This window comes from Synergistaceae bacterium, from assembly GCA_031272035.1.
Lineage (GTDB): Bacteria > Synergistota > Synergistia > Synergistales > Aminobacteriaceae > JAISSA01.
The window spans coordinates 1-26025 of the sequence record JAISUO010000014.1; the positions used below are offsets into that span (position 1 = coordinate 1).

General features: G+C 57.1%; 26 protein-coding genes. 18 read left to right on the forward strand and 8 right to left on the reverse strand.

The genetic code is table 11. The features are described 5' to 3' along the window. The first annotated feature begins 23 nt into the window (after positions 1-23). The 10 genes from LBR61_01590 (at position 24) to hypF (ending at position 11103) form a co-directional block, all read left to right on the forward strand. Positions 24-119: a hypothetical protein gene (locus LBR61_01590; GenBank protein MDR1730765.1), complete on the forward strand. Its 96-nt coding sequence runs from the start codon at positions 24-26 to the stop codon at positions 117-119. 88 nt (positions 120-207) lie between these two features. Beyond that, positions 208-1239, forward strand: coding sequence for a dipeptidase (locus LBR61_01595; protein ID MDR1730766.1), 1032 nt, complete (start codon positions 208-210; stop codon positions 1237-1239). A gap of 15 nt (positions 1240-1254) precedes the next feature. Continuing rightward, positions 1255-1713: a DUF1850 domain-containing protein gene (locus LBR61_01600; protein MDR1730767.1), complete on the forward strand. Its 459-nt coding sequence runs from the start codon at positions 1255-1257 to the stop codon at positions 1711-1713. 103 nt (positions 1714-1816) lie between these two features. After that, positions 1817-3766: a TRAP transporter permease gene (locus LBR61_01605; GenBank protein MDR1730768.1), complete on the forward strand. Its 1950-nt coding sequence runs from the start codon at positions 1817-1819 to the stop codon at positions 3764-3766. 189 nt (positions 3767-3955) lie between these two features. Further along, positions 3956-4885, forward strand: coding sequence for a chemotaxis protein (locus tag LBR61_01610; protein MDR1730769.1), 930 nt, complete (start codon positions 3956-3958; stop codon positions 4883-4885). Between the two features lie 172 nt (positions 4886-5057). After that, entirely contained in the window at positions 5058-5588 is a 531-nt protein-coding gene (locus LBR61_01615) for a hypothetical protein (protein ID MDR1730770.1), read from the forward strand. Between the two features lie 39 nt (positions 5589-5627). Continuing rightward, positions 5628-6782: an RNA polymerase sigma factor RpoD gene (rpoD, locus tag LBR61_01620; protein ID MDR1730771.1), complete on the forward strand. Its 1155-nt coding sequence runs from the start codon at positions 5628-5630 to the stop codon at positions 6780-6782. 105 nt (positions 6783-6887) lie between these two features. Continuing rightward, positions 6888-7412: a hypothetical protein gene (locus LBR61_01625; protein ID MDR1730772.1), complete on the forward strand. Its 525-nt coding sequence runs from the start codon at positions 6888-6890 to the stop codon at positions 7410-7412. A gap of 65 nt (positions 7413-7477) precedes the next feature. Further along, complete coding sequence (locus tag LBR61_01630) at positions 7478-8647, forward strand: NAD-binding protein (GenBank protein ID MDR1730773.1); 1170 nt, start codon at positions 7478-7480, stop codon at positions 8645-8647. Positions 8648-8754: 107 nt separating this feature from the next. Beyond that, on the forward strand, positions 8755-11103 hold the full coding sequence (gene hypF / locus LBR61_01635; protein ID MDR1730774.1) for a carbamoyltransferase HypF: 2349 nt from the start codon (positions 8755-8757) through the stop codon (positions 11101-11103). On the opposite strand, the gene lptB is transcribed toward hypF, so the two are convergent. From lptB to LBR61_01670, 7 genes are all read right to left on the reverse strand, one after another. Beyond that, complete coding sequence (lptB, locus tag LBR61_01640; GenBank protein MDR1730775.1) at positions 11076-11867, reverse strand: LPS export ABC transporter ATP-binding protein; 792 nt, start codon at positions 11865-11867, stop codon at positions 11076-11078. The two genes, hypF and lptB, sit on opposite strands and share 28 nt — an antisense overlap. Further along, positions 11864-12673: a hypothetical protein gene (locus LBR61_01645; protein ID MDR1730776.1), complete on the reverse strand. Its 810-nt coding sequence runs from the start codon at positions 12671-12673 to the stop codon at positions 11864-11866. The genes lptB and LBR61_01645 overlap by 4 nt, the downstream gene beginning before the upstream one ends. Before the next feature lie 197 nt (positions 12674-12870). Further along, the gene (dapD, locus tag LBR61_01650; protein MDR1730777.1) at positions 12871-13569 is read right to left on the reverse strand and encodes a 2,3,4,5-tetrahydropyridine-2,6-dicarboxylate N-acetyltransferase; all 699 of its coding nucleotides are present in this window, start codon (positions 13567-13569) and stop codon (positions 12871-12873) included. Positions 13570-13627: 58 nt separating this feature from the next. After that, entirely contained in the window at positions 13628-14815 is a 1188-nt protein-coding gene (locus tag LBR61_01655; protein ID MDR1730778.1) for an aspartate kinase, read from the reverse strand. Between the two features lie 64 nt (positions 14816-14879). Next, positions 14880-15548, reverse strand: a complete 669-nt coding sequence (locus LBR61_01660) for a 4-hydroxy-tetrahydrodipicolinate reductase (GenBank protein ID MDR1730779.1) — start codon at positions 15546-15548, stop codon at positions 14880-14882. A 50-nt stretch (positions 15549-15598) separates the two neighbouring features. Then, entirely contained in the window at positions 15599-17464 is a 1866-nt protein-coding gene (typA, locus tag LBR61_01665) for a translational GTPase TypA (protein ID MDR1730780.1), read from the reverse strand. A 219-nt stretch (positions 17465-17683) separates the two neighbouring features. After that, positions 17684-17878, reverse strand: a complete 195-nt coding sequence (locus tag LBR61_01670; GenBank protein MDR1730781.1) for a hypothetical protein — start codon at positions 17876-17878, stop codon at positions 17684-17686. A 241-nt stretch (positions 17879-18119) separates the two neighbouring features. On the opposite strand from LBR61_01670, the gene dapF reads away from it, so the two are divergent. Continuing rightward, positions 18120-18986: a diaminopimelate epimerase gene (dapF, locus tag LBR61_01675; GenBank protein ID MDR1730782.1), complete on the forward strand. Its 867-nt coding sequence runs from the start codon at positions 18120-18122 to the stop codon at positions 18984-18986. Between the two features lie 110 nt (positions 18987-19096). Further along, the gene (locus tag LBR61_01680; GenBank protein MDR1730783.1) at positions 19097-19708 is read left to right on the forward strand and encodes a DedA family protein; all 612 of its coding nucleotides are present in this window, start codon (positions 19097-19099) and stop codon (positions 19706-19708) included. 35 nt (positions 19709-19743) lie between these two features. Here the strand turns inward: LBR61_01680 and LBR61_01685 are convergent, their stop codons facing one another. Further along, positions 19744-21111, reverse strand: a complete 1368-nt coding sequence (locus tag LBR61_01685) for a HAMP domain-containing histidine kinase (GenBank protein ID MDR1730784.1) — start codon at positions 21109-21111, stop codon at positions 19744-19746. Positions 21112-21285: 174 nt separating this feature from the next. Between LBR61_01685 and rlmN the strand changes: the two genes are divergently transcribed. From rlmN to LBR61_01715, 6 genes are all read left to right on the forward strand, one after another. After that, positions 21286-22347 carry a 23S rRNA (adenine(2503)-C(2))-methyltransferase RlmN gene (gene rlmN, locus LBR61_01690; GenBank protein ID MDR1730785.1) on the forward strand — a complete coding sequence of 354 codons (1062 nt, stop codon included), beginning with the start codon at positions 21286-21288 and terminating at the stop codon, positions 22345-22347. A 105-nt stretch (positions 22348-22452) separates the two neighbouring features. Then, complete coding sequence (locus LBR61_01695) at positions 22453-22704, forward strand: ribosomal L7Ae/L30e/S12e/Gadd45 family protein (GenBank protein MDR1730786.1); 252 nt, start codon at positions 22453-22455, stop codon at positions 22702-22704. 59 nt (positions 22705-22763) lie between these two features. Beyond that, positions 22764-23141 (forward strand): 30S ribosomal protein S12, encoded by a 378-nt coding sequence (rpsL, locus tag LBR61_01700; protein MDR1730787.1) that lies wholly within the window; start codon positions 22764-22766, stop codon positions 23139-23141. Between the two features lie 12 nt (positions 23142-23153). Next, positions 23154-23624: a 30S ribosomal protein S7 gene (gene rpsG / locus LBR61_01705; protein MDR1730788.1), complete on the forward strand. Its 471-nt coding sequence runs from the start codon at positions 23154-23156 to the stop codon at positions 23622-23624. Positions 23625-23723: 99 nt separating this feature from the next. Beyond that, positions 23724-25790, forward strand: a complete 2067-nt coding sequence (gene fusA / locus LBR61_01710) for an elongation factor G (protein MDR1730789.1) — start codon at positions 23724-23726, stop codon at positions 25788-25790. 144 nt (positions 25791-25934) lie between these two features. Then, positions 25935-26025: hypothetical protein (locus LBR61_01715; protein MDR1730790.1), on the forward strand; the 91-nt coding region annotated here is incomplete at its 3' end.

Sequence of the window (26025 nt, forward strand, 5' to 3'; positions counted from 1 at the left end):
GCGCCACAACCACGCGGGAACGCCTGAATTACAAATGCCAGCGCAACCACATGCCCCGAAAATACTGGAAGCACCTCACAGAAAATCCCGGTGAGCTGAACGGAAAACCGCTGGTTTGAATATCACACTTTTCAGGTCGTCTCCGGGGTATAATAACTGGATTATTTTGGGATTTTTATTGGAAATTTTTACGGGGATGTGAAAACGGTGAAATTTTCCAAACCCTGCGTGGTGGACGCGCATTACGATCTTTTAAATGACGTGTTTCGCCTTCGGCGAAAAGGCGAGCGAAAGGTGATCGAGCGTTTTTATCTCAGCGATCTCCGAACAGCGGGGGTCAACGTTCTGATCTGCTCTCTCTTCGTGTCGAACGACTACGTGCCGGAGATGGCCCTGCGGGTGGCTCTCGATCAGGTGGGCATGCTGCACTGTGAAATGGAGGAATCGCCGGGGCTTTTCTCTCTCTGCCGGAACGTCGAAGAAGTGAAGCAGACTGTGGAAGCGGGAAGGACTGCGCTGCTTCTTTCCCTCGAAGGGGCCGACCCTCTGGGCAGCGATCTGGTTCTGCTCCGGGTCTTTTACGAACTGGGGGTTCGTTTCCTTGGACTTGCCTGGAGCCGCCGCAACCAGGCCGCCGACGGCTGCCATTTCCGCCCAATGAGGGAAGGGACGACGGGAGGGCTGACCCCCTTCGGCGTCGTCCTTGTGGAGGAGGCTCAGCGTCTTGGGATGATCATCGACGTCAGCCACCTGAACGACGCGGGCTTTTCCGACATGCTGACGTTTGCCTCCCGCCCCTTCATCGCCTCCCATTCCAACGCCCGCGCGCTTTGCGGCTCGGCGCGCAACCTCACCGACGACCAGATCCGGGCCCTCGCCGCCCGTGGAGGGGTGATGGGGCTCAACAACATGCTGCACTTCGTCTGGCCTTACGAAGATTCGGAGCGTCCCGACCTCGACTCCCCGCCGGCTCTTCAGGTCCCCGAAGGACGCCGGGCCTGGGAGGGGCTGCTGGACCACGCGCGGCACATCGTCGAGATCGCGGGCGAGGACCACGTGGGGTTTGGATTCGACCTCTGCGAATTCAGCAAGCCCGAGGACGAGCGGGACCTCAGCGTTTTTCGAAATTACAGGGAAACCGTTCCGTTCATCGAGGCCGTAAAAACCGCCTTTCCGGGGGAAATCGGAGAGAAGATTCTTCACGGCAACTGGATGAGAATCATCGAGACGCTCCGCTGAAACGGAGGCAATCGGATGCGTACCCTCTGGATCGCCGTTCTGGGGCTGTCGCTGTTGTTTTGCTGCATCTGTCCCGTCAGCCATGTGGAGCTTGCCGAAAAAGACGGGCGGGCGGTGTTGTCCTTCCCGATCTATGTGGGGGAGACCTTTTCAACGGAGTACATCCATTCCGTGCAGCTCTGCCCTGTGGTCGACGTTTACTATGTAACGGGAAACGCCCTGAGGCTCTGGGAAGAGCGCACCCAGTCCACCAACGCCGGGCTGCCGACGGAGGCCCCCGTCAACGGACGCTTTCTTCATCAGCCTCCCTGGTATCGATATATTGGCGGAGGGCGGGCTTTCAGCTCCGTTCGTTATCGGGTGGGAACCGCGGAGATCGGGCGCAACATTCTCACTTTGCCCTCCCGTCGAAAAATCGCGCTTTACGAACTTTTCGAGGGGCGGCTTTTGACGTTGCGCACACGACCGAGATAAATTGTATAATAAGCGAATCAGAAGAGGCCTTTCCCAATTCTGAGAGAGAGAACTCATGGGCTGCTTCCATGACGGGGGCGAGAACGCAGAAGGAGGTCGCAGCATGACAGAGCAGGAGCATATCATTCAGGAAACGTCTCCGGAGATTGATGTAGAGGCGATCAAGAGACAGTATGACAGCGAGTCGCGATTTCGGACTCCCGAGAACTGGACGAAGGTACTGATCAGCGTTATCGCGGTGGTCATGTCCTGCTTTCATCTGTACACGTCGGCCTTTGGCCTGCTGCTGGAGATGTGGCAGCGTTCCATCCATCTGGCCTTTGTCCTTGTGCTGGTGTTTCTGCTTTATCCCATGACGTCGAAGAGCACGAGGAAAAATGTTCCGTGGTATGACTGGATTCTGGCCGGTGTAAGCGCCTTTGTTACCCTCTATATGGTTTTTCAGTTTCACGCGATGCTGAGCCGGGCGGGAATGCCCAACACCCTGGACCTGATCGTGGGATTCACGGGAATTCTCATCGTTCTGGAGGCGACGCGGCGCGTGTCCAATCCCGTTCTTCCCGTCATTGCGATTTTCTTTCTCTTCTACTGTTATTTCGGGCAGTACGTCCCCTCGATTTTTCAGCATCGGGGGTATAACTTCTATCGCATCATCAATCACATGTACCTTGGGACGGAGGGCGTTTTTGGAGCGCCCCTGTCGGTTTCGGCCACGTTCGTTTTCATGTTCGTTCTCTTTGGAACGATCGTGGAACAGACGGGGTTGGGCAAATATATCATCGACCTTTCCATGGCGCTGGCCGGATGGTCGGCGGGAGGCCCCGCCAAGGTGGCGGTGGTCAGTTCCGGCATTATGGGAATGATCTCCGGCTCCTCCGTTGCCAACGTCTGCACGACCGGGATGTTCACCATCCCCCTGATGAAGAGCGTGGGATACGAGTCCTATTTTGCCGGAGCCGTGGAAGCCGTGGCCTCCACCGGCGGACAGATCATGCCGCCCGTTATGGGAGCGGCGGCCTTCATCATGGCGCAGACGATGGGCGTGCCCTATATCGACGTGGCGTTGGCGGCGATCATTCCGGCCCTGCTGTACTACATCGCCGTTCTCATTCAGGTGCACTTCGAGGCGACGCGCCTCGGCCTGAAAGGGCTATCGAGAAGCCAGCTTCCCGTTCTGAAAAAACTGATTCTGGAGCATGGATACCTTCTGCTGCCTCTCCTCGGCATCGTTTACTTCCTTGTGTCGGGGTACACGCCTTTGAAGTCCGCGTTTTATGGCATTCTTCTGACAATCGTGACCTCTTATGCCCGTCGGGACACCTGGCTGACCCCGAAAAAATTATGGGCGGGTCTTGAAAACGGTGCCCGCAGCGCTCTGGGAGTGGCCTGCGCCTGCGCCACAGTGGGCATTGTCATCGGCACGGCGACCCTTACCGGACTGGGGCTGAAGCTGGCCCACGCCATCGTGACCCTGGCGGGAGGCAGCAAACTGCTGACGCTGGCCTTCACCATGGTCGCTTCCATCATTTTGGGAATGGGACTGCCGACGACTGCGAATTTCATTGTGACGAGCACCATGGCCGCTCCCGCCCTGATCCAGATGAATGTTCCTCCCATGGCGGCCTATATGTTTGTGCTGTACTTCGGAATCGCCGCCGACCTGACGCCTCCGGTGGCGCTGGCGGCCTACGCCGGAGCGGGAATAGCGAAGGCCGACCCCATGAAAACGGGAGTGACGGCCACCAAACTGGCTCTGGCGGGATTCCTCGTTCCTTACATTTACGCCTACAGCCCGATCCTGGTTCTGGAGAACTTCCAGGGGCTGGAGTTCGCTCAGGCCGCCGTAACGGCTCTGGTGGGCGTTTTTCTTCTTGGCATGGCCACGATAGGTTTTTACAGGGCGTCCCTGCACTGGATTCTGAGAATCATCGCTTTCGCGGGAGCTCTGGGGCTCATGATTCCGGGCTGGAAATCCGACTTTGCCGGCCTTGTGGTGCTGGTCGTCATTGGGTACGTTCAAACGCGGAAAGCGCGGGGTCTGCCCCTGTTCTGACGCGCCGCGGTATTCCGCGAGGGATGTTTGAGCAAAACCCGTCATCATTATCTTCATTGTTTTCTGTTGCCGCTTTGAGGCGGGTGATGTATCATGCAGAAGACAGTGAGAATTAAGTAAGAAATGAAACCGGCGTGGAGGGGGCGTAGACTTTATCCCCGAACAGCGTGAAGAAGCGAGGGATTTCTGATGCAGGAAGTTAAAAAAGTTATTACAGAAGTTGGGACGAACGAATGGCAGGTTGTCGTATTCTTCCTTGGAGAGCAGTCCTTTGCCATCAACGTGGACAAAACGCGAGAGATATTGAGATGGCCGGGATGCAGGGTCATTCCGGAGAGTCCTCACGCCATGAGCGGGATCACTTCCGTTCGAGGCGAAATTCTTCCCATGGTGGATCTTCGTGTGTTTTTGGGCATCAAATCCGACACGCCGGTGGAGCAGTGCAAAGTGATCATTGCCGAGTTCAATGAAGTGAAACTGGGATTTGTGGTTGACGCGGTGGAGCGTATCTATCGCATCAATTCAGAGGATCTGGATTCGTCTCTGACCGGTAAATACCTGGGCGAGTGGATTCTGTACGTCATCAAGCGCGATGCGCGGAACGTCCTGCTGCTGGACTACGAGGCGATCGTGCAGACGATCAGTCCGCATTTCGTCATGCAGCAGAAGCTGGACCCTTCCGTTGTGAAGGACCTGGTTGAAGGGATTGGTGACCCGGCGAGCTACCGCATTATCGTGGCGGAGGATTCTCCTCTGATTCGTACGCAGATTCGGGACTCCCTGGCGACGGGCGGATTTACGAACCTCGTGCTTTGCGCCGACGGCAAGGAAGCCTACGACAAAATCGCGGAAGAGGGAGAAAAGTTCGATATGCTGATTACGGACGTGGAGATGCCGCGTCTGGACGGGCTGGCTCTCACGAGGCGTCTGAAGGAAAAAGAGACGACGCGGGATCTTCCGATAATCGTATTTTCTTCCATCATGGCGGCGGACATCAAGGCGAAGGCGGCCAGCGTGGGGGCGAGATATCAGATCACCAAGCCGGAAATCTCCCAGCTGGTGGAATATGTCATCAAAATTATCAAGGAAGGACACGAAGAAAAGGCGAAGGTGTCCTGATACAAAAAATATGTTTTTAGAGCGATGAGGGATCTTTTTGTTGCGTTATTGGAGTTCAGATCTCGATCTTGAGGTTGTATCGTGGTTTCCGTTTGGAGTGGATTACAAACCGATTTCGATAAATCTGTTGCACAGCCCCCGGCTTAGAAAAATAGCCGAGTTGTGTCTGGGGATGGAAAGCGAATTTTTTCTCATAAGCTCCATGTTCAGCGGCAATGTGGGCAGTTTGATGCGTGAGAATTTTTACAGGTATGACAGGCCAAACAGCGTCACCCTGGGTTTTATGATGCTGTTGGGGTATTCCGAAAAAATGGAAGAACTGCTTTGCCGTAAGCTGACGGAGGAAAGTCAGGTGAGGGCGGGGATAGCGTTCTGTTCTCTGTGGAATAAAAGTTTTTTGCTGGACAATATCAAAGTTATCGTTGTGATCAGCGATGCTATTTTGTTCAATGAGGAAGAATTTCTGACCGATTTCGAGACGATGCTCTCCGAGGAAAAAAACCTTGATCGATCAGAAGTTGTTTATTTTGCGGAAAAGTTTGGTTACAGACGTTTTCATATGGCCTATGAAACGGACGATCCGCTGAAACTTCAGATCAGTCGTCTGCTCTATGAAATGGAATTTCCCGAGACGCGCCGGATGGTGGGGCCGTCGCCGGAAATGCCATTCCCGCCCTTTTTAGGTATGAATTTGAGGTTATAAGTGCTATAATTCCTCACTAATTTTACAAAATTAGAACATATGGAGGATATAACCGTGCAGGAACAAAATGCAGGCGCGGCAAGGCCGGATACCTCTAAGACCGAGGCTGTCGAGTATCTGGGGAAGGTCCGCAATCTCGTACACGAAGGACAGGGGCGGGGGTTCGTCACGCATCAGGATATAGAGCGTCATATTCCCGTGGATACGTGGAACTCCGACATGCTCGACAACATTCTGAACAACCTTCAGGAACTGGGTATAGAGGTTATTGAGGAAGAAAACAGAAACAAGATTCAAACGACGGTCGCGATGGGAGAAGAGCTGCTGCCCTCCTTCGACCCCGATATAGGGAAGCTGGATGACATTCCCCTTACGGATCCCGTGCGTATGTATCTTCGGGAAATTGGAAAAGTCGCTTTGCTGACGGCGGAAGAAGAAGTGACTCTGGCCCGTCAGATGGAGGAAGGCAAAGCTCAGGCCAAGCAGAAGCTCATCGACGCGAACCTGCGTCTGGTGGTCAGCATCGCGAAAAAATACATCGGCAGAGGAATGCTCTTTCTGGACCTGATCCAGGAGGGGAACCTGGGCCTGATCCGGGCGGTGGAAAAATTCGACTACCGCAAAGGGTTCAAGTTCAGCACCTACGCGACCTGGTGGATACGTCAGGCCATTACCCGGGCGATTGCCGACCAGGCTCGTACGATTCGCGTTCCCGTTCACATGGTGGAGACGATCAACAAAATGGTGCGCATTTCCCGGCAGCTTGTGCAGCGTCTGGGGCGGGAACCCACGGATGAGGAAATTTCGTCCGAGATGGAGATCGACCCCTCCCGAGTGGAGGAAATTCGCAGAATCGCCCAACTGCCCGTGTCTCTCGAAACGCCCATAGGAGAGGAAGAGGACAGTCAGCTGGGAGATTTCATTGAGGATCGGGACCTGCCCAGCCCCGACGAGGCTGCGGCTGGACATTTGCTGCATGAACAGATTGAGGACATGCTGGGCGCTCTCTCTACCCGGGAGCGGGAAGTTCTGCACTACCGGTTCGGCCTGGAGGACGGACATTCCTATACGCTGGAAGAGGTCGGACGGAAATTCGGCGTCACCCGGGAGCGCATTCGTCAGATCGAAGCGAAGGCCCTGCGCAAACTTCGACACCCCAGCCGGAGCAGAAAATTGAAAGATTTTCTGGATTAAAAAATTATCGGATGCGATACATTGGGGCTATAATTGAAATAAAACAGAACAATAAAAGAGTAATATCGTGTAAAATGACATAAGAATTTTGGGGGAGGTGGGGAGTTGCTGAAAAAGGTTTTGTGTGCATTCGCGTTTATTCTTGTTTTTGCAGCGGGAGCTTTTGCCGCTGAGGGAGGGGCTTTGGCTCGTACCGCTCAAAAAAACGCGGCTCTCAACAGGGCGGCGGAAAGTGCAGGGGCGGGAGAGTCCAGCGCTTCAGGACGGGGAACGGACCTGAGAGCCATTTCAAGCCTCAGCACTAAAAAAGCTCCGACGACCTTTACAGGTTTCCCTGCGGGGACTCTGCCGGGAGATACGGGAGCCGCCGCCGGAGGAGCGTCGAGTCCGCAGGAAGGACGCGTCGTGCTGAGGGGTGAAACTCTGAATCCCGTCATTGGCGCGGGCCAGGCGGGGATAACGCTGGATCGGGTATACGCAATGGCGGATCACGCCGGATACTCGCTGGTACGTCGGGGCTATACGGAGCGCTCTCTCGATTCGCCGTACGTCTTTTCTCTTATCCAGGGCAGAAGACGCGTTTCCACCCTGTATTTTGATCGAAGCATGAAGCTGGTGGCGGTTCGATAGAGAGAAAACTCTCTGCTGTAAATCCGGATATGGTGTAAATCCGGATGTGAAGTGTGTCCATCCGAATGCCGCGCAGGAGCGGCATTTTTTGTCGGGACATCAAAAAAATGGAGGGCGATGCGGCAGATGAACTTCAGGGTTTCGAGCTTTGCTGTATCGAGGTGCAGGTCATGGGCGCGCGTTTTATGAAGGTGGTAAAGAGCGCCCGGCGGGGCAGGAACCTTGCAAAAAAGTTTAAAAAACGTCTGTCGGCTGTTCTGGTGGCTTTTGGCGTTTTGCTGTTCGGTTCCGCCTGGCTGGTTTGGTATCAGGAAATGCACTTTCAGGGCGCCTATCACGATGCGGTGTGGACCGTGCTCTTTACGCTCATCGGGCAGGGAGAATTCGCCACGAATCCCAAAACGATTCCAGGCCGCGTCATTGTTTTCGTGCTCTCCATCGTGGGAGTCGCGCTGCTGGGGGTTGTTCTCTCGGAGATCGTTCAGCGCCTGATGACAAGCAAACTGAGGGAGATGATGGGGATGAGCAGATGCAAATACGCCGGACATACGGTAATCTGCGGCTGGAACGAACGCGGACGGCTCATTTTGAAGGAATTGGTCGCCGGAGGAAAGCAAATTTCGATTATCGCCGCCGAAAGGCCCGCCTCCCTGCCTTCGGGAGAGATATTTTTCATAGCCGGTTCTCCGACGGACGAGGAGACCCTTCAGCGGGCGGGCATCGCCGAAGCCGCAACGGCTCTCATTCTGGCGGACCATCAGTCCGGAGCCGCGAGCGGCGATGTCGACGCGAAAACCATTCTGGTGTCTCTGGCCGTGGAAGCCGCCAATTCGGATATTTATTCAATCGTTGAGCTGCTCAACCCCGAAAATGAACGCTACGCCCGGCTGGCCAAAGTCGACGACATCATTTACTGCGACAGTCTCATTGCCGAAGTGACGGCGACCTGCACAGCCTACGCCGGAATTTCGGTATTTATGAAGGATATACTCTGCGCCTCCGACGAGGGGCATCGTTTCGCGGCCTTTGACGTATCCCGGGAATTCGACGGAAAAAGTGTGGGGGAGCTTTTTGAATTTTTCCGGAGGGACCACCATGCTCTGCCGGTGGGGATCATCACGCCGCCCGAGGGCGCTTCGAACGCTCCTGTGAGTCTGTGGCGTTCTCAGATCAACCCCGATGAAAATTTGAAGCTTTCTCTTCCCGCAAAGGCCGTTTGTATCCTCAAAAACTGAAAAAGCCGCTGCGGGTCGCGATTTCGGACGGGACAAAGATTGACAGCCGGACGTTTACGCCTGTTTGAGGAGGTGTCGATCAGGAACGAAAGGAGCATCACGGACTTTTGAGGCAGATACATCTTCTTGTAACCGGCGTCGTCCAGGGCGTGGGGTTTCGACCTTTCTGCGTCAGAACGGCGCGGGCTTTGGGTCTGAGGGGGACGGTGCGCAACACCTCGAAGGGCGTGGAGATCGTTCTTGAAGGTGACGACAGCGTGGCGGAGGAGTATATTCGTCTCCTGTGGGAAGAACCGCCCTCCGCCGCGGTGGTTTCCAACGTGGAGGTCCATTGGGTTTCGGTGGCCCGGTGGGCCTTTTCGGATTTTTCAGTTGTGGAGAGCCTGAAATCCGCCGATCAGCGCGTCCTGATTCCGTCGGATCTCGCGGTCTGCGAGGACTGTCTGGCGGAAATGCGGGATTCGAAAAATCGGCGTTATCGTTATCCTTTCATCAACTGCACGGCCTGCGGGCCCCGCTACACCATCATTGAGGGATTGCCTTACGATCGTCCCGGAACCACAATGCGCGATTTCCCTTTGTGTCCGGATTGCGAAGAGGAGTATCACAACCCCGCCGACCGGCGTTATCACGCTCAGCCCAACGCCTGCCCCGTCTGCGGTCCCGAGGTCTGGCTGGCGGATGTCTCGGGAAGGGTCCTGTGCAGGGGAGATGAATCGATCCTTCGTCTTGGTCGGGAGATCGCTTCCGGCGCCCTTGTGGCTGTCAAAGGAATCGGAGGTTTTCACGTCGCCTGTCTGCCGGAGGACGAACCGGTGCAAAAACTGCGTTTCCGCAAAAAAAGGCCGGACAAACCCTTTGCTTTGATGGCTCGAGACCTCGAATCAGCGGAACGGCTGGTGAGGCTGACTCCAATGGCAAAGCAGCTGCTGACGGGAGTTCAGCGTCCTGTCGTTCTCTGTCCGGCGGAAAGTGGAGCGGCGGTTTCTCCTTTTGTTGCGCCAGGACAGAGGCGGCTGGGCGTCATGCTTCCCTACGCGCCGCTGCATCACCTGCTTCTGGAGACCTTCGACGCGCTGATTATGACCAGCGCCAACCTCAGCGACGAGCCCATCGTTTCCTCCAACGAAGAGGCTTTTTCGACCCTTTCGGGAATTGTGGATTTTGTGCTCTGTCACAATCGTGGCATTTACACGCCCATCGACGATTCCGTCGTACTGCCGTCGGCTTCCCGTAAAAATTTCATTTTTTTAAGGCGCGCCCGCGGCTATGTTCCCAATCCAGTCTCTCTTTCTGATTCAATCTCTCTTTCTTCCCACGCGGCGGGGCGCGTTCCCGACATTCTGGCCGCCGGCGCTCATCTGAAATCCACCTGGGCCCTGACCAGACGGGAGATGCTCTTCCCGGGACAGTATCTGGGGGATTTGGATCAACTGGGGACGGCGACCTACTACAGGCGTTCCCTGGAGCACTTCATCCGCCTTTACGAGGTGGAGCCGAAGGTGCTGGCCTTCGATAAACACCCCAACTACACGGCGACGGGACTGGCCAGAGCGTTTTGCGGGGAGGACGTCGCCCTGTATCCGGTTCAGCACCATCACGCCCATCTGGCCTCGGTGCTGCTGGACTGCGCCTTTCATTCCGCCCCTGTCATTGGCGTCATTCTCGACGGCACAGGATACGGCGACGACGGAACCATATGGGGAGGGGAGTTTCTGGTGGGCGATGCCCGCGATTACAGACGCGCGGGTTCCTTTTTTCCTTTTCGGCTTCTAGGGGGAGAGCGCGCGATTCGCGAGCCCTGGCGCTGCGCTGCGGCCCTTCTGCAGGAAATTTTCGGAGAAGAAGCGGTGCGGATCGTCCGCGAACTTTGGCGGCCTTCCGACGTGCCGCGGCCGGTGTTGTCGGCGATTCCCTCCATTCTGCCGTCCGCGCCGGTTACCACATCCTGCGGACGGCTCTTCGACGGGATCTCGGCGCTTCTGAACCTGTGCCTGAAGGCCAGTTACGACGGGCAGGCGGCGATGGCGCTGGAAAATGAGGGGGTTGACGAGGTCGCTCCTCTGCCCTTTGAGCTTTTGGAGGAGAAGGATTTTCTTTTTCTGGACTGGCGCCGCGCCGTTAAAGCGCTTGTTTCCGAAGGGGGCGGCGAGGGGAAAAAAGCGGGGGCGTTTCACCGGGGGCTGTCTCTGGCCATCTGCGACCTCTGCGACAGATTGAGAGAAAAAACGGGGATCGGCCATGTCGCTCTTTCCGGCGGGGTCTGGCAGAATCGCCTGTTGCTGGACCTCACCTGCGCCGAGCTGGAAAAACGCGGGTTCACGGCGCTCACCCATCGCGGCATCTCCCCCAACGACGAGGGCGTCTCCGCTGGTCAGGCCCTCGTCGCGGCGTGCAGAGTGATGAGGGATTTCGCTTCGTCCGGAGCTTACCAGGAAAAATCGTCGCCGAGGTAAAATTTGCGGGCCAGCGGATTCGTCATCATCTCGGCGGGAGTTCCGTTCAGGATGATGCGGCCGTCGTGTATCAGGTAGGTCCGGTCGGTGATGGAAAGGGTTTCGCGGACGTTGTGGTCTGTGATAAGAACGCCGAACCCCTGGGTCTTCAGAGTCTGAACCATGCCCTGAATGTCGCTGACGGCGATGGGGTCGATGCCGCTGAAGGGTTCGTCCAGCAGAATGAAGTCGGGACGCAGAGGCATGGATCGGGCGATTTCCACCCGGCGGCGTTCGCCTCCGCTGAGAGCGTATCCTTTTGTGTCCGCCAGGTGGGAGATCCCGAAGTGCTCCATCAGGTCGTCGATCAGAGCTTTGCTTTCCTTCGGACGGAATCGATGTTCCGCGGAGCGCTGCATCTCCTCGCAGACCAGCTCCAGATTTTCCCGAACCGTCAGATTCCGGAACACGGAGGTCTCCTGGGGCAGATACCCGATTCCCCGTCGTGAACGGCGGTAGACAGGCATGCCGGTCAGGTCCTCGCCGCCGATGAACACTCTGCCTTCGTCCGGTTTTATGAGTCCCACGATCATGTAGAAGGACGTGGTTTTTCCCGCTCCATTGGGACCCAGAAGCCCCACGATCTCGCCCGGTTGAACCTCGATGTCCACGTCGTCCACCACGCGGCGATCCCTGTAGCTTTTTCGAAGCCCCTCAGCCCGAAGCGTCGGGGCCGGGGCCCGGTCCTGGAAAATCCTGTCATTTGGACGGAGAACGTCGCTCATTGTTTTTTCTCCTGTTTTTCCTGTTTCAGATCGATGGTGATGGTGACCCGCTCTTTTTCGGAGCCCGCTTCCGAGTATCCGCCTCCAATGGCTTCGACTCTGTTGTTGGCCGGGAAATACACGAGGGACGGGGCGGTGAGAGTGCGTCCCTTCTGGACGGCCCGGACGTTGCCGCTCAGGACGACGCTTCCGCGTTCGATGGAATAGACGGCCATATCTCCGCGAAGGTCCACCATGTCCCCGCTCTGAGAGGGTCGCCCCTGCAGCCATACTTTTTTTTGAGCGGTGAAGCTGGTCAGGACTCCATTCGTCAGAGTCCCTCTCACGCTGCCCGCCCCGAAGGCGATGCCCGCCTCCAGATCCTCCAGACGACGCACGTTCAGGGCGGAGATATCCGACCCCTTCATGTAAAGTTTGTCCGCGTCGATGGAGAGTTTCCCCACGACGCCCTCGACTTTGCCCTCCGCCGTGTACGTGGGAGTTTGAGCGAAGTGCAGCTCGATAGCCCCCGCCTTCAGGTCGATCCAGTCTCCCCGCCAGTCTCCGGAGGCCACGATCCCTTCGGTGAAATAGACGTCTTTGGTTTGGACGTTACCGGTCCCCCGGGGCGCCATGAGAGTCAGTCCCTCCGCCTGGACGAGAACGCCGCCGGTGGCGAGAAAATCACCGCTTTGCGCGTCGAAGCGCATTCTGTCGGCGGAAAGCCGCACTTCTTCCGGCGTTTCCACGGAGAGGGAAAGCGCAGGAAAAAGGAGCGACAGCAGAGTGATGGCGGCCAGCAGTGCCGGAAGTCTCGATTTTTTCACGAAGAAACCTCCCTGAATCTGAGAAAAATTCTGTCGTCATTATATCGCAGGTCGGCCCGATACCCGAAAGGCAACAGGGATTCCTGTCCGACGGAAGGCCGCTGCCGACGACGCGGCAGGTCAGAAAAATCCCCCTGCCCGTGCGAGGGAGGGGGAAAGTTTCGAAGTTTTGGTTTGCAATCAGTATTATTTAAAGTTTACAGTTTACGGAGGTCTTCCACAATAGCGGTTTTTGAGACGGTTTTGTCGTCCACCATTTTCACGACCCGGGCCGGAGACCCCGCCACCACGGCTCCCGCCGGGACGTTTTCGGTGACGATGGCGCCCGCGGCCACCACGGCTCCCGCTCCAACCTGCACGCCTTCCAGTATGACGGCGTTCGCTCCCACCAGCACTCCGTCGCCGATAACCACGGGGATGGCGGAGGCCGGTTCGACAACTCCCGCTACCACGGCGCCCGCGCCGATGTGGCACTTCGCGCCGATACGCGCCCGACCGCCCACGACGCAGTTCATGTCGATCATGGTGCCCTCGCCGATGACCGCGCCGATGTTGATGACCGCTCCCATCATGACGACGGCGTTCCTTCCGATTTCGACCCTGTCCCGAATGACCGCGCCGGGCTCGATTCGGGCCTCGCAGACCGTCAGATCCTTCAGAGGAATCGCGGAATTTCTGCTCTGCACCTCGATGTCGCTGGCGGTAATCTGAGCGGCGTATTTTTTCAGAAGCTCCTGAATAACGCCGTAATCTCCCGACAAAAGGCCAAACTCCGCTCCTCCCACGAATTTGGCCCCGCCCCAGTCCAGCCCTGTGAGAGTGCCGGAGACAAAGGCCCTGGCGGGAGTGCGTTTTGGAGATTCTTTGATCAGACGGATAATTTCTTCCGTGTTCATTTCATTCATGTTTGTTTCATTCATGGATTTTCCCCCTCTGCTTTTTATTTTGAAGAAGTCAGGAAGTCAGGCCGAATTCAGCGGCGAGGCTCATCACGGCGCGATCCGCCTCCCCGGCTTCCAGCAGCGCCGAAATGTTGATGTCCGACGTGGTGACGCTGAGAACGCCGACATTTTCCCTGCGCAGAGCGGAGAAAAATCGTCCTGCCACCCCCGTTGCGGTGTTCATGCCGACTCCCACGGCGGAGACCTTGGCCACGCCCCCGGCGATCTCCATTTCCCAGCCCGTGTAAGCGTCCAGGTGCTGCCGGATGAGACCGGCCACCCGCTCTCGGTCCGCATCTTTGACCGTGAAGGTGATGTCGTCTTCCGTCACGGCGATCATGTCCACGTTGGCCGTTCCTGCAAACGCTCCGAAAAGGGCGCTCAGAATGTCTCCGGTGTGGGGCAGCCGTTTCAGCGCGAATTTCGTCTGGTCTCTGTCCAGAGCAAGCCCTGTGACCGCGGGCTGTTCCACCCACTCAGGAAGTTGAGCCACGACGTACGTCCCCCTTTCGTCAGAAAAAGTAGAACCACAGTAGAGTTTCACATTATACCTCCTGGCCACCTCGACGGCCCGGGAATGCAGAACCTTCGCGCCCAGAGCGGCCAGCTCCAGCATCTCGTCGTACTGGATGTAATCGAGTTTTCGGACCCCGGGAATTTTATTGGGGTCGAAGGCGTAGACGCCGGCGACGTCCGAATAAATCTCGCAGTCCACCCTCAGCTTCGCGGCGATGGCCACGGCCAGGGTATCCGAGCTGCCCCGTCCCAGAGTGGTCATGTGGCCGCTGTCGGAAATGCCCTGAAACCCCGTCACCACCACCACGTTGTACTCCTCCAGGTCCCGGAGCAGCTTCAAGGCGTTGATGTCCCGGATGCGGGCGTCCCCGTGAAATTCCGTGGAGACGACCTCGATCTGCCAGGCGTTTCGGGATATGGCGCGAACTCCCGTGCTCTTCAGGGCCATGGTCAGCAGCGCGGCCGAAACCTGTTCTCCGGTGACCAGGAGCATGTCCAGTTCCCGCGGGTCCGGCGAGCTTCCCGCCACGTCCTTCGCAAGGGCGATGAGGTTGTCGGTGGTTTTTCCCATAGCGGAAACGATCACGACGATTTTATCGTCGTTCTGAAGCCTTTTTTTGAGAATTTCCGCCAGCGCCCGTATTTTTTCCGGCGTCGCCACGGACGACCCTCCATATTTATGCACAATCAAGAGATGCGATCCTCCCCCGGCAACCGGCGGTTATTTGTCGAATGATACTCAATTGCGTTCACTTCAGGCCTTTGACTCGGTTTGGGCTGACGCCGCTCAGAACGTCCTCGAAGGTGTAGAACCCCGCGGGAGCGGACAGTGTGAACAGAGCCGCCCGGAGAGCGCCAATGGCGAAAACGCTGCGGGCGATGGAGCGATGGCTGAAGGTGACGACCTCGCCTTCGTTGGCGAAGAGGACGGAATGATCCCCGGGAACGCCTCCCAGACGCAGGGAGTGGGTGGGGCAGTCCCGGCCCGTGGCGTCCCTGAGGAGAATCGCCGTTCCCGACGGGGCGTCCTTCTTTTTGTTGTGATGGGTCTCCGTGATTTCCAGATCCCAGTCCTGAAACAGGGGAGTGTACTCGCGCAGAATGATCTTCAGGATGTTTATGCCAGTGGCGAAATTGTAGCTCTGAACCACGGGGGCTGTTTTGCCGTATTCCCGCAGTTTCGTGAAGTCCGTCTCCTGCAGCGCCGTCGTGCCGATCACCAGAGCGGCTCCATGCCTCGCGCAGAGGGCCAGGGTCCGGTCCAGAGCTCCGGGGGAGGAAAAATCGACCATGACCTGCGGCGTTCCCTGGAGTTCTTCTCCTTTGCTGTTTACGGCCAAAACCAGCGAGTGTTCTCTGAAGACGTTCAGGATTTCTTTGCCCATCTTTCCGGTGGCGCCCGTCAATCCATAATTCACTTCGGGAACCCTCCTTTCATGCGGATATATTTATTACAGATATTTTTTTATTAAGCCGCCGTCCGTCGGGCCGCTTTTCGGCGTTCCTGCTCGTCGAGGATGATCTTCCGCAGACGGACGGACTGAGGCGTCACTTCCACGAGCTCATCGTTTTCGATCCACTCCATGGCTTTTTCCAGGGACATGCGGCGGGGAACGTCCAGTTTCGTGGTCAGCTCCTTTGTGGCCGAGCGATGGTTGGTCTGCTGTTTCTTTTTGGTCGGGTTGCAGGGCATATCCGAGGGGCGGCTGTTTTCTCCCACGATCATGCCGTTGTAGACGGGCTCCAGGGGAGAGATGAAGAGCGTCCCCCGCTCCTGAAGATTTTCCAGCTGATAGGCCGTGGCCTCTCCCGTGTCGAGGCTGACCAGCGCCCCGCGTCCCCGGCCGCTCAGTTCTCCCGCCCAGGGGCCGTAACCCATGAAGCAACTGGACATGATACCCAGTCCCCGGGTGTCGGTCAAAAATTCTCCGCGATACCCGATCAGTCCCCGGGTGGGGATTTCAAATTCGATGCGCAGCAGGCCCCGGTCCTGATTCTCCACGTTTTTGACCCGGGCCTTCCGTTTCGCCAGTTTTTCGAAGACGATGCCCTGCAGGGTGTCGGGCACGTCGATGATGAGCTGTTCGTAGGGTTCCATAAGCTGACCGTCGCGGTTTTCGGTGATGACCTCGGGTTTCGAGATGCAAAACTCCATCCCCTCCCGGCGCATCTCCTCGATCAGGATTCCCAGCTGCAGTTCTCCCCGTCCGGAGACCTTGACGCCGTCCGGACGCCCCAGATCCTCCATGCGCAGCGAAACGTTGACGTGCATTTCCCGCTCAAGACGGGCCTTGAGCTGACGCAGGGTGATGGCCTGCCCCTCCCGGCCCGCGAAAGGACCGGAGTTGACGAGAAAAAACATGGACACGGTGGGTTCTTCGATGGAGAGAGGAGGAAGGGGATGCCCCTCCAGCTCCGGGCTGGAAAAAGTGTCTCCGATGTCGATTTCCGTCGGTCCCGTCAGCCAGGCGATGTCGCCGGCGGTGATTTCGTCGACCTCGACCCGTTCCAGGCCGCGGGTCACCCAGAGCTGCGCGACTTTGGCGTTTTCCGTTCCGGTGATCTTCCACTGGTCGCCGCTGTGGAGCGGTGAGAGCCAGGTCGTCGAGGTGCGCAGAAAGGGTTCTCCTTTTGTGATTCGGCCCTGAAGAATTTTTCCGCAGCCGATTCTCCCCACGTACTCGTTCCAGGCCAGAGTGCTGACCTGCATCAGAAAGGGAGCGTCGGGATTGACCGCCGGCGCGGGCACGTAGTCGACGATGGCCTGAAAGAGGTCGTCCATGCTGTTCCGGTCGGGGTTGTTCAGGTCTCTGACGGCCCATCCGTTCAGCCCCGAACCGTAGAGCACCGGAAAATCCGCCTGTTCGTCCGTGGCCCCCAGCTCGAAGAAAAGGTCGAAGGTATGGTTGAGGGCGCTTTGAGGATCCGCCCCCTCCCGGTCCACCTTGTTGATGAACAGCAGGGGCTTCATCCCTATGGAAAGGGCGTGCTTCAGGACGTAGCGAGTCTGGGGCATGGGGCCCTCGTTGGCGTCCACGATCAGGATGACCGAGTCGACGGTGGAGAGAATGCGCTCCACCTCACCGGAGAAGTCGGCGTGTCCCGGAGTGTCGATGATGTTGATGAGGTATCCCTTCCACTCCACGGTACAGGGCTTGGAGCGGATGGTGATGCCCCGCTCCCGTTCCAGCGCGCCCGAGTCCATGACGCGCTCGACGGTTTTGGCGTGCCCTCCGAAGGTCTGGGCTGCCCGAAAGATGGAATCGATAAGAGTGGTTTTACCGTGGTCGATGTGAGCCACGATTGCCAGATTGCGAATTCTGTCTGCCTGCATTGTGCCTGTAGTGCCTCCATTACGGTTTCGAGTACGGTTTCAAAAAATGTAACGTCCTTTTTTGAGTTTTCCGAATGACGGGTTGCATTGTAACTGAAAGTCCCGATACCCGCCACATGAAATAATAACAGGAATATGAAATACCGAAAAAGATCCGGTATTTCATAATAAACCGTTTTTTTGTTTCAAAAAGTAAAAAAGCAGGAAGTACGAGGGAGGTCAGTTCTGGATTTTTGCGTCGATGGTTTCCTGCAGGGACGCCAGGGAGGGGATTCCATCGCAGAATTTTCTGTTGTCCAGAACCCATGTGGGGCGGGACGCACGGACGCGAAAACGGAAAATATCCCAAAGGGCCATGATATTTCTCGGATCGACGATGTTAATATCCAGACGCTCTCCGTAGCGGGTTCTCAACGCGCGGAGAATTTCGGCGACGGCAAGAATATTTTTTTGCTGCTGAGGAAAAGAAGCCTTCTCTTCCGGGCTGTAAAAGCCGCAGCCTCACCCGGATCGGTAAGCGCCGCGTTCCATAATGATCTTCAGGGCAACGGGCTCCGTCGGCACGGAACAACACCTCCTTTTTATCACTGTTGATGTTATTATAAAGCACCGGAAAGAAAACGAAAAGACGACCGTCGGGGAGGAACGAATAATTTTGACGCGGTTTACAAAAGTACACGGCAACGGCAATGATTTTATCGTGATCGACAACAGAGAGGGCCGTCACTCCGCGGAGGACCTGTCCCGTTTCGCCCGCCGGCTGTGCCGCAGGAAATTTTCGATCGGCGCGGACGGATTGCTTGTGGTGGAAAAGTCGAACGAATCAACGGATATGGATTTTGTGATGCGCCTTTTCAACGCCGACGGCAGCGAGGCGGAGATGTGCGGCAACGGCGCCCGGGCGCTGGCTCGTTACGCTTTCGAAAAAAAACTGGCCGGGGAGGACATGTGTTTCACGACCCTGGCGGGGCCGATTCGGGCGCGGGTCGAGCCGCCTTACGCCGAACTGGACATGGGGGACATTTCTCTTGCGGAGAGTTTTTCCCAGGGCACTTTGAGGTTTCGGGATCTGGAGTTTCCCTTTTTCTTTTTGACGGTGGGCGTCCCTCACTGCGTGCTTTTCCTGAAGGATTACGACGCGCTGGACACCGCGCTGAAGGCCGAGGCGGGACGGGCGATTTCCCACGATTCGGAGCGTTTCCCCGAGGGGAGCAACGTCTCCTTTGCGGAGAGGCTTCCCGGCGATGAAATTCGGATGGTGACCTACGAAAGAGGCGTGGAGGAGCTGACGGAGTCCTGCGGAACGGGCTGCGTGGCCGCCTCCGTTCTGGCCTTTGTTTCGGAGTCGGACTCCGTCCCCTGCGCCGGGGGGCTGTCCCGTCGTTTTCGAGTGCACAATCCGGGGGGAGTCAACGAGGTACGCCTGAGCTTCGCTCCCGACGGGCGCGCCTGTCACGCCTGGCTGAAGGGTCGAACCTCCCTGGTGGCGGAGGGGGAAATTCTGGAGGACGCCTGGCTGTGACGACGGGGAAGTTATCGAGGGGAAAAAAAGGCCTGCTGATCGTTGTGTGCCTTGCGGCGGCGGGGGCGGGCGTTTTTCTGCTTCTGCACCTGGGCGCTTTGATCGCCTTCATGAAAGACGTAACGGGATGGCTGGTCGAGACCGTAGGAAAACTGGGGTATGCCGGTATTGTGGCGCTGATGTTTCTGGAGTCCTCGTTCTTCCCGTTTCCCAGCGAGGTGGTTCTGCCTCCCGCCGGGTATCTCGTCTGGAGGGGGGAAATGTCCCTCTGGAGGGTTCTCGCTTCCGGCCTGGGGGGCAGCATTCTGGGCGCTCTTTTCAATTATTGGTTTGCGGTTCGATTTGGCAGGCCCTTTCTTTTAAAATACGGCAGATATTTTTTTGTGTCGCGGGAATCGCTGGAGAAGGCGGAGCTGTTTTTCCAGCGTCACGGGCACGTCAGCACTTTGGTGGGGCGTCTGCTTCCGGTGATCCGGCAGTATATTTCGCTTCCCGCCGGCGTGGCGCGGATGCGCGTCGACCGGTTCGTCCTGTACACCTCTCTGGGAGCGGGGCTGTGGGTTGTGGTTCTGACTCTGGCGGGATATCTGCTGGGGGAGCATCAGGAACTCCTGGCGCGGTATCTCCATGTCCTGACCTTCGGCTGTGTTGCGGTCGCTTTTCTGCTTTCCGGGGCCTACCTGCTCTGGTATCGCCGGAAGAACCCGAGAAAAAATTCCTGAGTCCCGGATGAGCTCCGGGATAAACCGGCCTGGCGTCAGTCGTTGGAAACAGGGACGGAAATCAGGACGCTGGCGCCGCTGATTCCGTCGGTTCGGGAGGAGATAAGAAGGTTCCCCTGGTGGGCGGTCACGATCCTGCGCACGAAAGCCAGCCCCAGCCCGGTGGAGCCCCAGCCGGACCGGTTCGACAGGGGGGCGTATCCCGGCCCGTTGTCGAGAATCTCGATTTCCACAAATTGAGCGTTGCGCCGGACGTGGAGGTCGATGTCCCGGGTGCCGGCGGTTCGGTTGGCCCGCCAGGCGTTGTCCAGAACGTTCAGAAGCGCCCTCATGAAGCGTATTTCGTTGAGTTTCAGGGGAACCTCCCTCACGTCGGGGGACAGGGTTACGTGGACGTATTCGCCCCAGGGGAAGGGGTGAATGTGTTTTTCCAGATTGTCGAAAAATTTTTCCGTCACGATGGCGCTGCGCTGATCTTCATGGAGGATTTCGTTGATCATGTGTTCCATGTAGCTGGTGGCCTTGAGCAGCACATCGGCCTTTTCCGATTCCGCCTCCCCGCCCTTTTCCTCCCTGAGCAGCAGCGCCATGGCCTTGATTGCGGCCAGAGGGTTTTTCAGGTCGTGAACCAGGCTTCTCACGTCCACCATGTTGACCCCCAGCAGCCCGTCTTCGCTGTCGGACTTCCGCCGGGGCGCGTACTGCCACAGCTGCCGCACCTGACTGAGGCGGATGGAGTAGCGGGCCAGAAGCCATGTGGAGGTGATGGCCCCGGCCAGAAAGCTCAGGAACAAAGACGTCCCCGCCATGCTGGCGATGGCCACCTCCGCGTTGGAGCGGTACATGCCCTCGAAAAGATTGGAAAGGGCCTGTGTGCTGGTGGGGAAGGCGGGAAGAAGCTCCAGGCTCTGAAGGGAGTAAACCCACAGGGATATGGCGGCCCCCCGGTCGATCCAGTTCTCCACCTGCAGCGTCAGAAGTTCGAAAAGCGCGAGAAGGGGAACGAGGATGTAAATTTCAAGAGGGAAGGTGTAGGTCAGCCAGCGATGAAGAAGGGGAAAGGTGATCCAGCTCAGCCAGATCCCCACGCTGGACAAAATGATGCTGACGAAAATCCGCGCCTGGGTGAAGTAATACCCCGCGCCGTTGCCGATCAGAACCCACCCCAGCAGAAGCAGCAGGATCTGGGAGCCGTGGATGAGAACGCTGAAAACGGAGCCGAAAAGCATGGGACCAAACTCCCGATGGGAGAGTCGTTCTATGACGATGGCCATGTAGCGGTTGCCCCAGTAGAGAACGACCACGCCGGTCATCAGGATGCAGATGCCCGCCATGATGCGCTTGAGGGCTCCCCGCTCCTGAACGGGATTCAGTTTAGTCAGAATTTGCGTTTTCAACTCCACATAGTCCACCTCGCTGTTATATACTGTTATATAATGAAGAGTCGTGTTCCATAGCTTCCCTGATTTTGAAATTATAAAAGATTTCTTCGAAAATGTAGAGAGCACGGATATAATTAAAAATTAGAGAAAATTATTTAAGAGAAGCGGGAGACAGAGGGGACGGAGAACGGAGAAATGGAGAACAAAGCGTACGATGCGCTTTCCTTATCGTACGGGGAATGGGAAAAACTGGTGACGGAGCACTGGAAGGAGCCGCGTTTCAGAGCCGATCAGATATGTCAGTGGATCTACGCGAAAAAGGTTTTCGACCCCGCCGGTATGACGAATCTTTCGAAAACGCTTCGGGAAAAACTGGCCTGTGAATCGCTGTTGAAAATTCCGGTTCAGATCAGAGAGCAGAAATCCCGGGACGGGACGCGCAAATATCTGTGGCAGATGGAGGACGGCAGTCGGGTGGAGTCTGTTCTGCTGGATCATGGCGGTCATACTACGGCCTGTCTTTCCAGTCAGGTGGGCTGTCCTCTGGCCTGCGCGTTTTGCGCCACGGGACAGTCGGGTTACGTCCGCAGCCTGTCCGCGGGGGAGATTCTGGGACAGTTTCTGCTCATGGAACAGCGTCTGGGGAAGGACATCGGCAACGTGGTTTTTATGGGGATGGGAGAGCCGCTGCTGAACCGGGAGAACGTGTTTGAAAGCGTTCGGACCCTCAATCATCCCAAAATGCGCAACCTGGGAGCCCGGCACATCACCCTCTCCACATCGGGCATCGCGCCGGGGATTCGGGACGTTGCCGACTTCGAGATCCCCCTGCGCCTTTCCGTGTCCCTTCACGCGCCCAACGATACCCTGAGAAATCGACTGATGCCCGTCAACCGGCAATATTCTCTCACCGCCCTGACGGATGCGCTGCGCTATTATAAGAAGAGGACGGGGGAGCGTATCACCATTGAATATGTCCTTATCGACGGAGTCAACGACGACCCTTCCCTGGCCTATGAAATGGCCGCGCTGCTGGACGGCCTCGGGGTTTACGTCAACCTCATTCCCTGGAACCCCATTTCCGCTCCCGGACCCGGGCTGGAGGATGTGCGACGCTCCCCGGAACCGCGGATAAAGGCTTTTTGCGCCGCGCTGACGGAGCTGAACATCGAGTTTGAGGTTCGGCGAGAAAAGGGAACGGACATTATGGCGGCCTGCGGTCAGCTTGCGGCGGACTCGAAGCCGGCGCTGAGGTAAATTTTTTATCGTGTTTTTATCTTATTTTGCTTGTATTTTGCCTTGACAAAAATTAATTTTTTTTGGTAGTATCTCCTTTGTGTCTCGTACACAGGGGGTATTTTTATGCCTTTAAACGAATTGGCTGTGACGGAAAGGATTGCGGGCGAGAGGGAAGTTCGCCGCGCTCTGGAGAAGAAAAACCTGAAAAAGCTCTTCATCGCTCTCGACAGCGATTTGGCGGGAGCCGGCGAGTTGGAAGAGGCAGCGAAGACGGCGGGGGTGGAAGTCGAAAAGGTGGATTCGAAGCTGAAGCTGGGTCGAGCCTGTGCCATAGACAGGCCTGCCGCGGTGGCAGGTTTGTTGATGCACCCCTGATCTGAATACATTGTGAAGCGGTTTGTGCAAAAAGAGTTATTTTAGAAGGAGGAGATTCTGTGCCAACAATTAACCAGCTTGTTCGTAACGGGCGCTCGGAGAAGCGGAGCAAGAGCGACTCTCCGGCGCTGCAGGGAAATCCTGCGAGGAGAGGTGTTTGTACGAGAGTGTATACCGTGACGCCTAAGAAGCCGAACTCGGCTTTGAGAAAGGTGGCGCGTGTCCGTCTTACCAACGGAATAGAGATAACGTCCTACATTCCGGGTATTGGACATAATCTGCAGGAGCACTCCGTGGTTCTCGTCCGCGGAGGGCGTGTCAAGGACCTTCCCGGCGTTCGGTATCACATCGTGCGGGGCACGCTGGACTGCGGCGGAGTGGAAAACAGGAAACGCAGCCGTTCGAAATACGGCGCGCGTAAGCCGAAAGCAAGCTGAGGAGGTTGAGCCATGCCTCGTAAAGGACATGTGAGAAAACGGGACGTCGTTCCGGATACCCGCTTTGGAAATCCGGCGGTGGCGAAGTTCATCACCAGCCTGATGAAGGGCGGCAAAAAGAGCATCGCCGAGAAAATTCTCTACGGCGCGCTGGATGGCGCGGCTGAAAAACTGGGAGCCGAGCCCTTCGAGGTTTTTGAGAAGGCCATGTCGAATGTGGCTCCTCAGATCGAAGTGCGGCCCCGACGAGTGGGAGGCGCCACCTATCAGGTGCCGGTGGAGGTCACTCCGGAGAGAGGGCAGCTTCTTTCGATTCGCTGGATTGTGTCTTACGCGCGTTCCAGAAAAGGGATGCCCATGGCGGAGCGTCTCATGCGTGAGCTGATGGATGCTTATAAAAATGAAGGCAGTGCGATCAAAAAACGCGAAGATACGCACAAGATGGCGGAGGCGAACAGGGCGTTCGCGCATTACCGCTGGTAACGATGGACCTCCGCGCGTAGGGCGGAGTTGAATTTAAACAGCTATTTCCGGGGACTCTGGCGAGGGCATTGAGAACTTTCAGGAAGCTGTAGCAGGCAGGTGCGGTTTTTGGATATTACCAGACTCAGAAATATAGGTATAGCCGCCCATATCGATGCGGGCAAGACCACGACGAGCGAGCGCATTCTGTATTACACGGGGCGCAACTACAAGATCGGCGAAGTGCACGAGGGCGCGGCTACCATGGACTGGATGGAGCAGGAGAGGGAACGGGGCATCACCATTACCTCCGCTGCTACGACATGTGTGTGGAAAAATCATACGATCAACCTTATTGATACACCCGGCCACGTGGATTTTACGGTTGAGGTGGAGCGATCCCTGCGGGTGCTGGACGGCGCGGTGGCCGTTTTTTGCGCAGTGGGGGGCGTGGAGCCCCAGTCGGAAACGGTCTGGCGTCAGGCCGACAAATACCACGTACCCCGTATCGCCTTTGTCAATAAGATGGACCGGATCGGCGCGGATTTTGACGCTGTGGTCGCCGCGATGAAGGATAAACTGGGAGCCAACGCGATTCCCGTTCAAATGCCCATCGGGGCGGAAGACGGGTTTGTGGGCGTGGTGGACCTCGTCGAGCTGAAAGCCGTCATGTTCAGCCGCGAGCTGGGGCAACCTCCCATCACGGGGGCTGTTCCGCCGGCCATGCTGGACGCGGCCAAGGCGGGCCATGACGCCATTGTGGAGGTCCTGTCGGACTTCAGCGACGACATCATGACGCTCTATCTGGAGGGTCGGGAAGTGGGAGCCGAGCTTATCCGCAAAGTTCTGCGGGAGACCACCATCGCCCTGAAGACCGTTCCAGTGCTTTGCGGCTCCGCTTTCAAGAACAAGGGTGTGGAAATGGTTCTTGACGCGGTGGTGGACTACCTTCCTTCCCCCGTCGACCTTCCTCCGATTCAGGGTTCCCGGCCCGGAGAACCGGACAGCGTCGTGGAGCGTCACAGCAACCCCGAAGAGCCCTTCACCGCTCTGGCCTTCAAGGTGGCGGTGGACCCTTTCCTTGGGAAACTGATTTTCCTGCGGGTTTACTCCGGCCATCTGGAAAAGGGCAGCGCGGTCTACAACCCCACGTCGGGCCAGAGAGAGCGTATTGGACGCATCATGCGCATGCACTCCAACAAACGGGAGGACATCGATGCGGTGGAGGCGGGGATGATCGTGGCGGTGCCAAGTCTCAAGGGCACCAAGACGGGCGATACTCTCTGCACGGAAAACGATCCGATTGTCCTTGAAAGCCTCGAGTTCCCGGAGTCGGTCATTTCTCTTTCCGTGGAGCCCGCCACTCAGGGCGACAAGATGAAACTTTCAAAGGGCCTGATCGCCCTTGCCGACGAGGATCCCACCTTCCGCGTGCGCACGGACGAGGAGAGCGGCCAGACGATCATCTCCGGAATGGGCGAGCTGCACCTGGAAATTATCGTGGACCGCCTGAAAAGAGAGTTTGGCGTGGATGTAAAAGTCGGCCGTCCCCAGGTCGCCTACCGCGAGGCCATTCAGAAGGCGGCATCCGGAGAGGGCAAATACATCCGCCAGTCCGGCGGCCGCGGGCAGTACGGTCATGTGGTGTTCAACGTGGAGCCCCTGCCGGAAGGAAAGGGCTACGAGTTCGAGGACAAGATCGTGGGCGGCGTCATTCCGAAAGAATACATCGCGGCCGTCCAGAAGGGTTTGGAGGAGGCGCTTCAGAGCGGCATCCTGGGCGGGTATCCCGTCATTGGAATCCGGGTTTCTCTGGTGGACGGCAGTTATCACGAAGTGGACAGCTCGGAAATGGCCTTCAAAATCGCGGCGTCTTTGGGATTCAAGGAGGCCATGAAGAAGGCGGGCCCGATTCTGATGGAGCCCATCATGTCCGTGGAGGTCGTGACTCCGGAGGATTACGTAGGAGACGTTATCGGCGACCTCTCTTCCCGGAGGGGGCGCATCGAGGGGATGGACATGAGAGCCAACGCGCGTATAATCAAAGCTTATGTGCCGCTGGCCAGCATGTTTGGATACGCCACGGATTTGAGAAGCAAGACCTCGGGCCGGGCGAATTATACGATGCAGTTTGATCACTACGAACCTGCACCGGCTGAGGTGACGGAGAAAGTCCTCAGAGGATGAGTTTGGAATAATCAATCTGCGTAAGAACCTGAAGGAAGAATCTGAAAAAAAGCGAAAGCGGCTGTCGAACCGGCGGTGCTTTCGAGATTGTGGAAACTATTAGAAGAGAATAATTTAGAAGAGAACAAACGGGAGGGACATGTTATGGCGAAGGAAAAATTTGATCGTAACAAGCCGCACTTGAATATTGGAACGATCGGACATATCGACCACGGAAAGACGACGCTGACGGCGG